General features: G+C 66.9%; 11 protein-coding genes. 5 read left to right on the forward strand and 6 right to left on the reverse strand.

Going from position 1 to position 13429, the window contains the following annotated elements:
• Positions 1 to 114: 114 nt before the first annotated feature.
• Both ABH900_RS08795 and ABH900_RS08800 read right to left on the reverse strand, forming a co-directional pair.
• Positions 115 to 1242, reverse strand: a complete 1128-nt coding sequence (locus ABH900_RS08795; protein WP_429622510.1) for a metallophosphoesterase — start codon at positions 1240 to 1242, stop codon at positions 115 to 117.
• Positions 1243 to 1315: 73 nt separating this feature from the next.
• Positions 1316 to 1765 carry a winged helix-turn-helix transcriptional regulator gene (locus tag ABH900_RS08800; protein ID WP_429622511.1) on the reverse strand — a complete coding sequence of 150 codons (450 nt, stop codon included), beginning with the start codon at positions 1763 to 1765 and terminating at the stop codon, positions 1316 to 1318.
• Positions 1766 to 1844: 79 nt separating this feature from the next.
• Between ABH900_RS08800 and ABH900_RS08805 the strand changes: the two genes are divergently transcribed.
• On the forward strand, positions 1845 to 3152 hold the full coding sequence (locus ABH900_RS08805; protein WP_429622512.1) for an MFS transporter: 1308 nt from the start codon (positions 1845 to 1847) through the stop codon (positions 3150 to 3152).
• A 51-nt stretch (positions 3153 to 3203) separates the two neighbouring features.
• Here ABH900_RS08805 and ABH900_RS08810 read toward each other — a convergent pair whose 3' ends face one another.
• Entirely contained in the window at positions 3204 to 4619 is a 1416-nt protein-coding gene (locus ABH900_RS08810) for a diguanylate cyclase (RefSeq protein WP_429622513.1), read from the reverse strand.
• A gap of 286 nt (positions 4620 to 4905) precedes the next feature.
• Here ABH900_RS08810 and ABH900_RS08815 point away from each other — a divergent pair, with 286 nt between their 5' ends.
• Positions 4906 to 7155, forward strand: coding sequence for a TonB-dependent siderophore receptor (locus ABH900_RS08815; RefSeq protein WP_429622515.1), 2250 nt, complete (start codon positions 4906 to 4908; stop codon positions 7153 to 7155).
• A gap of 210 nt (positions 7156 to 7365) precedes the next feature.
• Complete coding sequence (locus ABH900_RS08820; RefSeq protein WP_429622516.1) at positions 7366 to 8346, forward strand: cation diffusion facilitator family transporter; 981 nt, start codon at positions 7366 to 7368, stop codon at positions 8344 to 8346.
• Between the two features lie 38 nt (positions 8347 to 8384).
• Here ABH900_RS08820 and nfi read toward each other — a convergent pair whose 3' ends face one another.
• Positions 8385 to 9059, reverse strand: coding sequence for a deoxyribonuclease V (gene nfi / locus ABH900_RS08825; protein ID WP_429622517.1), 675 nt, complete (start codon positions 9057 to 9059; stop codon positions 8385 to 8387).
• Between the two features lie 94 nt (positions 9060 to 9153).
• Here nfi and gpmA point away from each other — a divergent pair, with 94 nt between their 5' ends.
• On the forward strand, positions 9154 to 9903 hold the full coding sequence (gpmA, locus tag ABH900_RS08830; RefSeq protein ID WP_429622519.1) for a 2,3-diphosphoglycerate-dependent phosphoglycerate mutase: 750 nt from the start codon (positions 9154 to 9156) through the stop codon (positions 9901 to 9903).
• Between the two features lie 109 nt (positions 9904 to 10012).
• On the opposite strand, the gene ABH900_RS08835 is transcribed toward gpmA, so the two are convergent.
• Positions 10013 to 10474, reverse strand: coding sequence for a hypothetical protein (locus tag ABH900_RS08835; RefSeq protein WP_429622520.1), 462 nt, complete (start codon positions 10472 to 10474; stop codon positions 10013 to 10015).
• A gap of 138 nt (positions 10475 to 10612) precedes the next feature.
• Here ABH900_RS08835 and ABH900_RS08840 point away from each other — a divergent pair, with 138 nt between their 5' ends.
• Complete coding sequence (locus ABH900_RS08840; RefSeq protein ID WP_429622521.1) at positions 10613 to 12706, forward strand: M13 family metallopeptidase; 2094 nt, start codon at positions 10613 to 10615, stop codon at positions 12704 to 12706.
• A gap of 96 nt (positions 12707 to 12802) precedes the next feature.
• Here the strand turns inward: ABH900_RS08840 and ABH900_RS08845 are convergent, their stop codons facing one another.
• Positions 12803 to 13420, reverse strand: a complete 618-nt coding sequence (locus tag ABH900_RS08845) for an HD-GYP domain-containing protein (RefSeq protein WP_429622522.1) — start codon at positions 13418 to 13420, stop codon at positions 12803 to 12805.
• Between the last annotated feature and the right edge of the window lie 9 nt (positions 13421 to 13429).

Genomic DNA, 13429 nt, shown 5'->3' on the forward strand with positions numbered 1-13429 from the left:
CGGTCAGGCCCACCGCAGGAACGGGGCGGGCCTCTCGGCTGCCGAGGGTAGCTGCAAACCGGGTGAAGGGGGAGCGTGGCGGCGTGCGCGGGCGCCGTCGCGCTGTCCCGCCATTCAGTCCTGCAGGCCGGGCTCACCCTGCGCCAGCGGCACCCGCGAGCCATCCAGCAGGCCACGGCTGAGCCTGCCATCCTCGATGAACAGCAGCTCGCCGTTCTCGCCGTTCTTGATGCTGCTGTCGATGGCGATCACGCGGTCGCCATGGAAGGTGCTGACGTGCGGCATCGAGGTATGGCCGACCACGATGCGCTTGAGCTGCAGGCGGTCGAGCACGGCCTGTACGCCGGGCGTGTCGAGTCGGCCATCGAAATAGCCGCGGTACCAGATCGGGCTGGTCTTGCCGTCATACAGTGGCGCTGTGGCGGGGTCGGCCTTTACCTCGGCCTTGGGCAGCCCCAGCGACGCCTGGTAGGCCGCGTTGGTACGCGCCGGGTCCAGCGCCAGCTCGACTGCCTCGGGCGAAATGCCGCCGTGCAGGAACAGGGTGTCGCCGATCTTCAACAGCACCGGGCGGGTGCGCAGCCACTGGCCGATCACCGAGTCGGCGCCATACAGCTGCGGGTAGCTGCGACCGAGCAGCTGAGCACTGCGCAGGTACTTCGCATTGACGTAGCGCAGGTCGTCGTACAGCACCATGGTCTCGTGGTTGCCAAGCACGAAATGGACCGCGCCACCGGCGGCGGCGGCCTGCTGCTGCAGGCCGTACAGCAGCCAGAACGCCTCGGTCACCTGCGGGCCACGGTCGAACACATCGCCGGCAATCACCAGAGTGTCCTTGCCCAGTGCCCAGCGGTCCTGTGCGTCGATGACCCGGTTCGCGCGCAGCAGGCGTACCAGCAGCCCGTACTGGCCGTGGATGTCGGACAGCGCAACGATGCGCGGCACGGCCGGCAGCACGGAAACCGACGCTGCGTTGGCTGCGTCCACGTGCACGGTGTGTGCGTAGCCGCAGCGCGGCGCGATATCGGTGCCGGCCACGCCGACGGTCAGCGTGCGCGACTCGACCTTGTCCGCGCAGACCCATTGGGCCTGCAGCTGCTTGCCCTGGCGGAACACATAGGGGCCATCGGCATCCACATGGGCGGCCGGCGCGGCGACCTCGCGGGCCTGCGTGGCCCCTGCGGCGCAGGCCAGTACCGGCAGCAGCAGGGCAATCAACAAGGAAGGGCGGCAGCGCGGCATCAGCGTCATCCAGCAGCGGAAAGAGCCGATGCTAACCGGCGCCGCGCAGCCATGGTGTGCGCGAACGGGCGGGTCAGGCGCCGCGCCCGTCGTCCTTGAGCTTGCGTACCCGGGTGGCGGAGGCCAGCAGCGGCTGGCCATCGCGTCCACACGGCTGCATGTAGGGCAGTGCCCGCCGCGTGCTCGATTCGATCAGCTGCGAATGGGCTTCGCCGACCGCGAAGCGGTGACGTTCGCCCCATTGGCGCAGCGCCACCAGCAGCGGGAACAGCTCCAGGCCGGCAGCGGTCAGCACGTACTCCTGGTAGGCCGAGCCATCGGACGCCGGCTGCAGCTGCAGAATGCCGGCTTCCACCAGTCGGCGCAGGCGGTCACTGAGGATGTTGCGCGCGACGCCAAGGCTGCGCTGGAAGTCGCCGAAGCGGGTCACGCCGTCGAAGGCATCGCGGATCACCAGGAGAGCCCAGCGGTCACCCAGCAGGTCCGCGCTACGGGCGACGGGGCAGGGGCTGTCAGTGTGCATGGCGGGCTCCAGCGAATGTGGTTGCAGTTTAAAACCAATAAGGTTAGCTTGCATCTGGTTGCAATATGAAACCAATGTCATGAACCCCTCGCCCGTTTCCCGCTCACTGCAGATCCTGCTTGCGGTTGCTGCTGGTGCCAGCGTCGCCAACGTCTATTACGCGCAGCCGCTGCTGGACCAGCTCGCCCAGGCCTTCGAGCTGGACCGTGCGGCGGCGGGCGCGATGCTGGCCGCGACCCAGGCCGGCAGCGTGCTGGCGCTGCTGGGGCTGCTGCCGCTGGCCGATCGCGGTGATCGGCGACGCCTGCTGCGGCTGCAGTTGATCGCACTGATTGTGGCGTTGGCGTGGTTGGCGGCCGCACGTACGGCGGTGTGGTTGCTGTCGGGCATGCTCCTGGCCGGGCTGCTCGGCACGGCGCTCACGCAGGGCCTGATTGCGTACACCGCGACGCTGGCGCCGGTCGAGCAGCGCGGGCGCATGGTAGGCGTCGTCCAGGGTGGGGTGTTCATCGGCCTGCTGCTGGCACGCGTGGTGTCGGGCACGGTGGCCTCTGCGCTGGGCTGGCGTGCGGTCTATCTGCTGTCCGCCGGGGTGACGGCGGCGCTGGCGCTGCTGCTGTGGCGGCGCCTGCCGGTGCTGCCGGTACCGCCGGTACCACCGCGCTGGCGGGTACTGATGGGCTCGATGCTGGGCATGCTGCGCAGCGACCGAACGCTGCTCGCGCGCGGTCCGCTGGCATTGCTGCTGTTTGCCGGCCTCAATGTGTTCTGGGCGGCGGTCCCGTTGCCGTTGTCGGCGCCGCCGCTGGGCTGGTCGACCGCGGCGATCGGTGCGCTGGGCCTGGCCGGCGTGGTCGGTGCTTTGCTGGCGGCGCGGGTCGGGCACTGGATGGACCGTGGTTTCGCCGATCGGGTCAGCCTCGGTGCACTGCTGTTGATGCTGGCTGCCTGGTGGCCGTTGTTGGGCCTGCCACAGTCGCTGGCGTGGCTGCTGCTGGGCGTGGTCGTACTGGATCTGGGCGGGCAGGCGCTGCACGTCGCCAACCAGAGCCTGCTGTTGCGCGCGCCAGGTGAACAGCATGGACGCCTGGTGGCGCTGTACATGCTGTTCTATGCCGTGGGCAGTGGCGGCGGCGCGGCGGCGGGAACCTGGATGCAGGCGCGGCATGGCTGGCCTGCCGTGTGCCTGCTGGGCGCTGCTATCGCGTTGCTGGCGCTGCTGTGGTGGGCGGCGTGGCGGGTGAGGGTGTTGAAAGCACCGGCAGGCACCTGCGCCAGTGATATGTGCACCCACGGTGAGGTCGACTGCACGGTAGAGTCGACTGCTGGTCGACCATCGCGCGCAGTGCGGGCTGTTCCGCAAACTGACCGAAGAGCCGTCGACTAACCGCCGACGCTACCCGATGGGTTCCCGCGCCGCCTGTTCATGCGCGCAGAGCTACCGCTGCAGCGCGCGCCGCCCCGGGGCCTCCTGCAATGCCTCGCTGGCCACCACCACACGGTTGCGTCCGCTGCGCTTGGCCTCGTACATCGCCGCGTCGGCGCGTGCCATCAAGCGCTCATAGTCCGGGTGGCCATCGTGGCCGGCCACACCGATGCTGGCAGTCAGGCCCAGTACCTGGCCGTTGGCCAGCGCCACCGGTGACTGCGCGATCTGCCGGCGCAGGCTCTCGGCGATCACCGCAGCCTGCGATTCGCTGGCCGCCACCAGCACCACCACGAATTCCTCACCGCCGTAGCGGAACAGATAGTCGCTGCCACGGGTCAGCTGACCCAGCAGGCCGGCCACATGCTGCAGCGCGCGGTCGCCGGCATCATGGCCGTGGCCATCGTTGATCGTCTTGAAGTGATCCAGATCAAGCAGCAGCAGCGAAAACGGCGTGCCGTTGCGCGTGGCCAGCTCGATCTCCCTGCGCAGCACGGTGGGCAGGAAGCGGCGGTTGAGCAGATGGGTCAATGCATCGCTGCCGGCATCCAGTTCGCCGATGCGCTCGAACAACAGGGTCATCAGGGTACGGATCGCGGCCAGGTCCTCGCGGATGGCGGGCAGCGCCGCCAGCCGCTGTGCAGCGGCATCGCCGCTGACGCGCTGCAGGTTGCCGTCGATGCGTGCCATCAACCGGCCGACCTGCTGGGTCTCGCTGCTTTCACCGAAGCTGGGGATGCCCTTGTGGGTGAACCACAGGCCGAACTCGGAGGTGGCCAGGCTGGCACTGTCGCTGCCCTGCACGTGGCCGGCCAGCGCGTAGAGCAGGGCGTTTTCCCAGTCCAGCAGCAGTGCGCGCTGGCGCTCGCGTTCGGTACTGACGTTCTGCACCAGCGAGAACAGCCGGTAGGCCGCGTCGGCGCGGGTGGAACGCTCGCGCGCATGCGTGTAGGCCAGGGTCATGCCTTCCATGGCGATATCCATGATCGCACTGAGGCAGTCGATGGCCGCAAACGCGGTCGCGCTGTCCGGCGCATCGTCGCGCAGGCGTACGAACAGTTCGTGCTTGAGCACGCGCGCACCCCGGGTGACCAGATCGACCGGGATACCGACCCGCGCATGCACATCACCGATCACCCGCTGCGAGGCAACCGTGGTCGCGATGCCGTCGGCAGCGGTGGTCAGCAGCTGCACCAGCCAGCGTTGCATGGCGGGCTGCAGGCGCTGTTTGACCTGATCATGGGACAGGAAGCGGCGCGCGCGCGGATCCTGCAGCAGCACGTCATAGAAGCGCTGGGCCAGCGTCGGTGGGGCATCGGTGGCTGCGGCGTGCAGCAGCGCGGTGGCGGCCGGCCCAGCCTGCTGCAGGCAGTGCTGCCAGGCCTCGGCCAGCGGCTGGCTGGCATCGTCCAGTTGGGGTGTTTCCACGTCGATCTCTGACTGCGTACGGCAAACCACGGGTATCGGCAGTGGTGGCGTACGGTTGATGGCGGGTAAGCCAGCCAGTTTAAGCGCGATGCAGGCTTGCTCGGTGCGCAAAGCACAGTGGCAGGGCAGCGGCAACGAGTGAACGCATTTGAGAATCACTCGCATTAGTGGGAGAATGCGCGCACGGATCGAGCTGCAGCTGCCTGCAGCGATGCTCCGCCTCCCCCTCGTCGTCGCCTCAAGCCCTTTGCCAGAGGCCCCGTTGCCCTGCCAGAAGGTTCCGATCATGTCTCCTGCCGTTGTCCTTTCGCCGCGCCCGCTGGCGCTCGCCGTTGCTGCGCTGCTGGCCGGCAGTGCCCTGGCGGCCCATGCCGAGACCGATGCCACCGACATCGATACGGTGCATGTCACCGCCTCGCAGATCGCGCGCCAGGCGCTGGGTACCTCGACCATCACCGCCGAGGACATCGCCAAGCGCCCGCCGGCCAACGACATCGCCGAACTGTTGCGCACCATGCCGGGCGTCAATCTCACCGGCAACAGCGCTTCGGGCCAGTACGGCAACAACCGCCAGATCGACCTGCGCGGCATGGGCCCGGAGAACACGCTGATTCTGGTCGATGGCAAGCGCACCGGTGCGCGCGACGCCGTACGCATGGGCCGCAGTGGTGAGCGCAACACCCGCGGCGACACCAACTGGGTACCGGCGGAAATGATCGAGCGCATCGAAGTCCTGCGCGGCCCTGCAGCAGCGCGCTACGGCTCCGGCGCCTCCGGTGGCGTGGTCAACATCATCACCAAGCGCCCGACGGGTGACCTGACCGGTGCGGTCGACCTGTATGGCCTGGTGCCCGAGCACAGCGCCGAAGGTGGCAGCGAGCGCGTGGGCCTGCAGTTGAGTGGGCCGATGACCGACACGCTGTCGTTCCGCCTGTACGGCAATCTCAACAAGACCGACGCCGATTCGCTGGATCTGAACCGCCAGTACGCGACCAACTCCGGCGCGGTACCGCCTGCGGGGCGCGAGGGCGTCAAGAACCGCGACGTCAATGCGCTGCTGCGCTGGGACGTGACCGCCAACCAAGTGGTCGAGTTCGAAGCCGGCACCAGCCGCCAGGGCAACATCTATGCCGGCGACCGCGCGGTCAGCACCACCGGTACCTCCACCGGCATCGACCTGGCAGCGCTGGCCGACGGCGAGGCCGAGACCAACCGCATGTACCGCAACACCGGCGCGATCACCCACCGCGGTCGCTGGGGCGACGTCACCTCGCGGCTGACCGCGGCAGTGGAGGCGGTCAACAATTCGCGCATCAACGAGGGTCTGGCCGGTGGCCCGGAGGGCAGCTTCAACGGTACCGACTGGTCGACCTCGCGCCTGCGCAATTACCAGCTGGACGGCGAAGTGAGCTTCCCGACCACGCTGGGTGGTGCCGAGAACATCTGGACGCTGGGCTTTGAATACCTCGACAGCCGCCTGACCGACCCCTACTCGATGAGCCAGTCCGGCAGCAGCGGCGGCGGCTTCCCCGGGCTGTCGGCAGACCGCGCGCGCGGCAAGGCCGATGCGCAGACCACGGCGGTGTTCGTGGAAGACAACATGTACCTGGGCGAGCGCTGGATCGTCACCCCGGGCCTGCGCTTCGACCACCACAGCCAGTTCGGCAACAACACCAGCCCCAGCCTCAACGCGCAGTTCCGCATCAACGGAGACTGGGTGGTCAAGGGCGGCATCGCCCGCGCATTCAAGGCGCCGAACCTGTACCAGTCCAACCCCGATTATCTGTACTACACGCGCGGCCTGGGCTGCCCCAACGCGCTGCCTAGCCTGGGTGCCGGCTGCTACATGCGCGGCAATGCCGACCTGAAGGCGGAAACCAGCCTGAACAAGGAACTGGGCATCGAGTGGGCGCCGCAGAGCGGCTGGCAGGCCTCGTTGACCTACTTCCACAACGATTACAAGGACAAGATCCAGGCGGGCTACGATCAGATCGGCCTGACCGCCGACGGCAAGGGCCGCATCTTCCGCTGGGAGAACGCACCGAAGGCGATCGTGCAGGGGCTGGAAGGCAACCTGGTGATTCCGCTGCTGGGCGAGCAGGGCAGCCGCCTGAAGTGGAGCAACAATTTCACCTACATGGTGGAAAACGAGAACAAGACCACGCGCCAGCCGCTGTCGGTGATTCCGAAGTACACCATCAACACGATGCTGGACTGGCAGGCCACCGACAAGCTGTCGCTGCTGCTGACCGGTACCTTCTACGGTAAGCAGAAGCCGGCCACCACCAACATCAACAACGATCCGCGCTGCACCGGCACGTGTAATCCGTCGGTGGCGCTGCAGGATCGGGGCGCCTACAACATCTGGGGCGTGAGCGCGCGCTACAAGGTGACCGAGACGGTCAGCTTCGGCTTGGGCGTGAACAACCTGGCCGACAAGCGCCTGTTCCGCGAGGCCAACAGCAGCGATGCCGGCGCGGCGACCTACAACGAGCCGGGCCGTGCGTACTGGGCCAGCCTGCGTTTCGGGTTCTGAGCGGACGCGGCCCCGCTTCCGTTGCGCTCGCCAAGCATGGCCTGGCGCTACCCCGGTGGCGCCGGGCCACGCGCGGCGCCGTTCCAGCCTCGGTAGCGCCGGGCCATGCCCGGCGGCCTCAACCCCGCAGGCCTGCAATGTTATAAACACCGTGATAGTTTCCCCACGGCCGCCAGCGTAGCCTGCCTCCATCGCAAAGGAGCTGTTGCCATGGGCCACGACCACGATCACCTGCCATCCGAGATCCGCCACGAGAAACCCCTGTGGTGGGCGCTCGGCCTGACCTCCACTTTCCTCGTCGTCGAGGTGGTGGGCGCGTTCTGGACCAACAGCCTGGCGCTGTTGTCCGACGCGGCGCACATGGCCACCGACGCGCTGGCGCTGATGATCGCGCTGGTGGCGGTACGGTTGAGCCGGCGTCCGCCGGATGCCCGCCGCACCTACGGCTATGCGCGCCTGGAAGCGTTGGGCGCGATGATCAATGGCGCGATGCTGTTCGTGGTCGCCGGCTACATCCTGTGGGAAGCGGTCGGGCGCTTCAGCCAGCCGCAGGAGATCGCCTCCACCGGCATGCTGGTGATCGCCTCGGCCGGTCTGGTCATCAATCTGATTTCGATGCGTCTGTTGCAGGCCGGTAGCGGCGAGAGCCTGAACGTGAAGGGCGCCTACCTGGAAGTGTGGGCCGACATGCTCGGCTCGGTGGCGGTGATCGCCGGCGCCATTTTGATCCAGTTGACCGGCTGGAAGCCGATCGACCCGATCCTGGCGGTGCTGATCGGCCTGTGGGTGCTGCCACGTACCTGGGTGCTGATGCGCGAGGCGATCAACGTGCTGCTGGAGGGCGTGCCCAAGGGCATGGACGTGGCCAAGGTGCGCGACAGCCTGTCCGGCCATGCCGCGGTGCTGGACGTGCATGACCTGCACGTGTGGGCGCTGGCTTCCAGTACCCCGGCGCTGACCGCACACATCGTGATGCGCGATGGCACCGATGCCGATGCCCTGCGCCGTGAGCTGGGTGGCCGCCTGCACGATGATTTCGGCATCGAGCACGTGACGTTGCAGATCGAAGCGGACCATTGCGGCGAAGCCTGCGGTGAGCCGGCACCAGCCAAGAGCGCTGAGCACGAGGGTCATGAAGGCCATGATCACAGCGAAGACGCGCAGGGCCATCGTGGCCACGTGCATCGTTGATTAACGGTAATGGCCGCGCCGGGTGATGCCCGGAGCGGTCATTCGTCCCGTCGCGAGGCCAGCCGATCCGCCAGCCGGGTCGGCTCCGGCAGGCGGTAGCCACGCAGCGTGCGCTGCACCCAGTCCAACGCGGTATCGGCACTGACACGATGTCCACCGGACACGAACAGCGGCTTGCAACGCACTTTGCTGCGCAGTACCCAGCCCAGTTGCTCATCGCCGTCCAGCAGCGCTGTATGCGCGCCGGCCTCGGCGCCCGGTTCGACGAACCGTCCCACCAGTTTCGACTTGGCCACGCCGATGCTGGGCAGATCGGTGACCACGCCCAGATGCGCGGCCACGCCCAGCCGGCGCGGATGGCTGATGCCGTGGCCGTCGACGAACACCAGGTCCGGCGTGCGCGGCAGCAGCGCCAGCGCGGCCAACAACGCTGGCAGCTCGCGGAAGCTGAGCAGGCCGGGGATGTACGGCATCACCGTGGGAATGCGCGCAACCTCCTGCGCCACAGGCAGCAGCGTCTTCGCATCCAGCAGCACCGCCGCTGCGCGGGTAATGGCGCCGTTGTCCTCGAAGCCGACATCCAGCCCGGCCAGCCACCGTACATCGCGCGACAGGCGGTCCTGGCGTTCCACGCGGCCGGCCAGCTGCAGCTGCTGCGTTCGGGCGGCCGCGACGCTCCCTTCCCAGCGCCCGGGGTCGATCACTGTATTCATTGGCCACAGCATCGCATGGGCGGCGCCATGGCCCGGTGAGCGGCGGCCGGGGCTACAATGGCAGCCTGCCTTTCCTCGCGTTGGAGACCCTGCAGTGACCCGTAAACTCGTACTGTTGCGCCATGGCCAGAGCCAGTGGAACCTGGACAACCGCTTCACCGGCTGGGTTGATGTCGACCTGACCGAGCAGGGGCGCCGGGAAGCGGCCACCGCCGGTCGCCTGATGCGCGAGGAAGGCCTGCAGTTCGACGTCGCCCACACCTCGGTGCTCAAGCGCGCCATCCACACCCTGCAGGGGGCGCTGGCCGAGCTGGAGCAGGACTGGCTGCCGGTCAGCAAGTCCTGGCGCCTCAATGAGCGCCACTACGGTGGCCTGCAGGGCCTGGACAAGGCTGAGACCGCTGCCAAGCACGGCGAGGAGCAGGTCAAGGTGTGGCGCCGTTCGTACGACATCCCGCCGCCGCCGATGGACCTGGAGGATCCGGGCCACCCGATCCATGACCGCCGCTACGCCGGCCTGGACCGCAACGCGCTGCCGGGCACCGAATCGCTGGCGACTACTCTGGACCGTGTGCTGCCGTATTGGCACGACGCCATCGCGCCGCAGCTGAAGGACGGCAAGACCGTGCTTGTCACCGCCCACGGCAACTCGCTGCGTGCGCTGTACAAGTACCTCAACAACGTTTCGCGCGAGGAAATCCTCGAGCTGAACATCCCGACCGGCATCCCGCTGCTGTTCGAGTTGAACGACGATCTGACCGTGAAGTCGTTCCGTTACCTGGGCGACCCGGAAGCAGCGCGCAAGGCCGCTGAAGCCGTGGCCAACCAGGGCAAGGCGAAGTAAGAAGCAGAAGGCCGGCGCAAGCCGGCCTTCGCTTTTTAGCGTCGAGCCATGCTCGACGGCTGTTGCCCCAGTCCAGTAGAGCCACCCCATGGGTGGCCGCGTCCGTTCGCTACGAAGGGCCCAGCAGGCGAATTTTCGGCGGCTGCAACGCGGCAATGTCGATGACGTGGTCCTGGCATATCACTTGGTAATGCGTGAATGGGCCCGGGTAACGGATATCAGCGAAGGTGGCACGGTCCAGATAATCAAGGAACTTCGAACGGCTGTAGCGGCGGAACAGGTTGCCGCTCCAAGCTTCGGAGTCATCCCAGCTCTGGTAGGACTCGTTGTGCACGGCGTAGCTGATGTAGTGGTCCCAGATCAGTTCAAATCGCTGCGAGTGGGGCACCACATCTATCGCACGCACACCATCGATTGAACGTCCATGACCAAGCTCCACACGGGAGGGCTTTCCGACCACCAGGCCTTCTTCGACGACCAGGCGCAGACGATTCGCCTCCGGCTCGCCAATGCCCGCCAGGAACAGAAACTCACAGGCGTCGATGGCCAGCAGCAGTGCAGTTTCGTCCATGGTCATGAGGTCCAGTGATCGTGGAGGCCAGAGCATAGCGGGATGCGGAGGGAGCTGCGCCGTGGGCTCGTGACCTTTGGCCGGTCCCTGCGCTGGGCCTTCCCGGCTACCCTGTGAAATTACCCGCAGGAGAGCCTCATGAACGTCCGCAACCTGGTCCCGTTGGGCCTGACGATCGCCATCGCCGCCTCGCTGGCCGCCTGTGGCAAGAATGAAACCGCGCCGACCGCCAACGCCGACGCCAAGCCGGCCTTCGATCTCTCTCAGATCAAGACCCCGCTGATCTCGCTCAACAGCGCCGACCTGGACCCGGCCATCTCCGCCTGTACCGACCTCAATGGCTTCGTCAACAGCAAGTGGCTGAAGGCCAACCCGGTGCCGGGCGACCAGACGACCTGGGGCAGCTTCGAGATTCTGCGTGAGCGCTCTCTGGAAGTGCAGCACACACTGGTGCAGCAGGCCGCCGCCAGCCAGGCCAAGGCCGGTTCGGTGGAAGCCAAGATCGGTGATATCTGGAAGACCGGCAACGACGAAGCCAAGATCGAAGCCGCCGGCCTGGCGCCGCTGCAGCCGCAGCTGGACAAGATCACCGCGCTGAACGACACCGCCGCCATCACCCGGTACCTGCGCGACAGCCAGGCCGAGGGCAAGGGCGTGCTGTTCTCGCTGTTTGCCAATGCCGATTACAAGGATTCGGCCAACGTCATCGCCTACGTTGGTCAGGGCGGTCTGGGCCTGCCGGAGAAGGGCTACTACTTCGACGATGCCCAGGCCAAGATCCGCGACGCCTACGTGGCCTACATCGCGCAGGTGCTGACCCTGTCCGGTGTGGATGCCGCGCAGGCCGCCGAGCAGGCCAAGGCAGTGATGGCCTTCGAAACCCGCCTGGCCAAGGCTTCGATGTCGCGCATCGAGATGCGTGACCCGGCCAAGCGCTACAACCCGCTCAGCGCCGCCGACGCCGACAAGCTGACCCCGAACTTCAGCTGGACCGCGCTGTTCGACACCCTGAAGGTGCCGGCTGCGCAGAAGTTCTCGCTGGCCCAGCCGGGCTTCTTCGGCGAACTGGACAAGATGCTCGCCGACGTGCCGGCCAGCACCTGGCAGGCCTACCTGCGCTTCCACACGATCGACGATGCCTCGCCGTACCTGAGCAGCCAGTTCGAGAAGGCCAACTTTGATTTCTATGGCAGCACCCTGCGTGGCCAGAAGGAAATGCAGCCGCGCTGGAAGCGTGTGCTGGAGTCGGTCAACGGCGGCATGGGTGAAGCCCTGGGCCAGCTGTACGTCGACGCTGTGTTCCCGGCCGAGTCGAAGGTCGCCATGCAGCACCTGGTGGAAAACCTGTCGCAGGCACTGAAGGCGCGCCTGGAGCAGTTGCCCTGGATGGGCGAAGAAACCAAGAAGAAGGCGCTGGAGAAGTGGGCCAGCTTCACCCCGAAGATCGGTTACCCGGACAAGTGGCGTGACTGGGCGGGCCTGCAGACCAACGGCGACAGCTACCTGGGCAACATGCAGGCGGCGCGTGCGTTCAACTACCGCTACATGCTGGACAAGATCGGCAAGCCGGTGGACAAGACCGAGTGGGGCATGACTCCGCAGACGGTCAACGCGTACTACAACGCCACCAAGAACGAGATCGTGTTCCCGGCGGCGATCCTGCAGGCGCCGTTCTTCGATGCCAAGGCCGATCCGGCGCTGAACTACGGCGGCATCGGTGCGGTCATCGGCCACGAGATGATGCATGGCTACGACGATTCTGGCAGCCAGTTCGCCGCCAACGGCAACTTCGACAACTGGTGGACCGATGCCGACCGCAAGGCCTTCACCCAGCGTACCGACCAGCTGGTCGCGCAGTTCGATGGTTATGAGTCGGTGCCGGGCGTGTTCGTGAAGGGCAAGCTGACCCTGGGCGAGAACATCGGTGACCTGGGTGGCCTGACCGTGGCCTACGACGCGCTGCAGATGGCGCTGAAGGAAGACCCGAAGGCGAATGTTGAAGTCGATGGCCACAGCCAGGACCAGCGCTTCTTCATGAACTGGGCCACCGTGTGGCGTCGCAACTTCACCGATGGTGAGCTGCGCGTGCGCCTGAACACCGACCCGCACGCGCCGGCCAACTTCCGTGCCAACGGTGCGCCGTCGAACATGCCGTCGTACGCCGCGGCGTTCCAGTGCAAGGCCGGTGACGCCATGGTGCGTGCCGACGACAAGCGCGTGGTGATCTGGTAAACGATCGCGCGTGAAGCGAGATGCAGAAGGCCCGGCGAACGCCGGGCCTTTTGTTTGCCCGGTCGGTAGCGCCGGGTCATGCCCGGCGACAGGCCGTTACGCCAGCTCCGGTTCCTGCGCCAGCATGCGATGGAAGCGCCGCAGTACATACGGGTCGATCAATCCACCCGACTGCTGGTCGATGATGCGCAGCACCGTCTCGTGTTCCATCGCGTCGCGATACGGGCGCACGCTGGTCATCGCATCGTACGCGTCAGCGATGGTGACGATACGCGCACCCAAGGGAATGGATTCTCCGCGCAGCCCATCGGGATAGCCGCTGCCATCGAATGCCTCGTGATGGGCGCGGATCAGCCGTGCCACCGGCGCGGCGTCGCTGCGGCCAGTGGCCAGGAAAATATGCTCGCCGCGCACCGGATGCTCACGCATGATCGCGCGCTCTTCGTCGGTATGCTTGCGCGGGGTCAGCAACACGTCGTCGGGGATGCCGATCTTGCCGATGTCGTGGAAGCGGGCAGCCAGTCCAATCTGTGCACTGGCCTCGTCGTCGAGATCGCAGTGCGCCGCCAGGCGCTGCGCGAGCAGGCCGACGCGGTCGCAGTGGTGGCGGGTGTAGGCATCGCGCATCTGCAGCGACATCGAAAGGGCATCGATCAGGCAGGCCTGCGCGTGCAGCAGGTCGGGGGCGGGTACGGCGTCAGGAAACATGGTCATCCGCCCGCA

The organism is Stenotrophomonas sp. AN71 (genome assembly GCF_050435725.1).
GTDB lineage: Bacteria > Pseudomonadota > Gammaproteobacteria > Xanthomonadales > Xanthomonadaceae > Stenotrophomonas.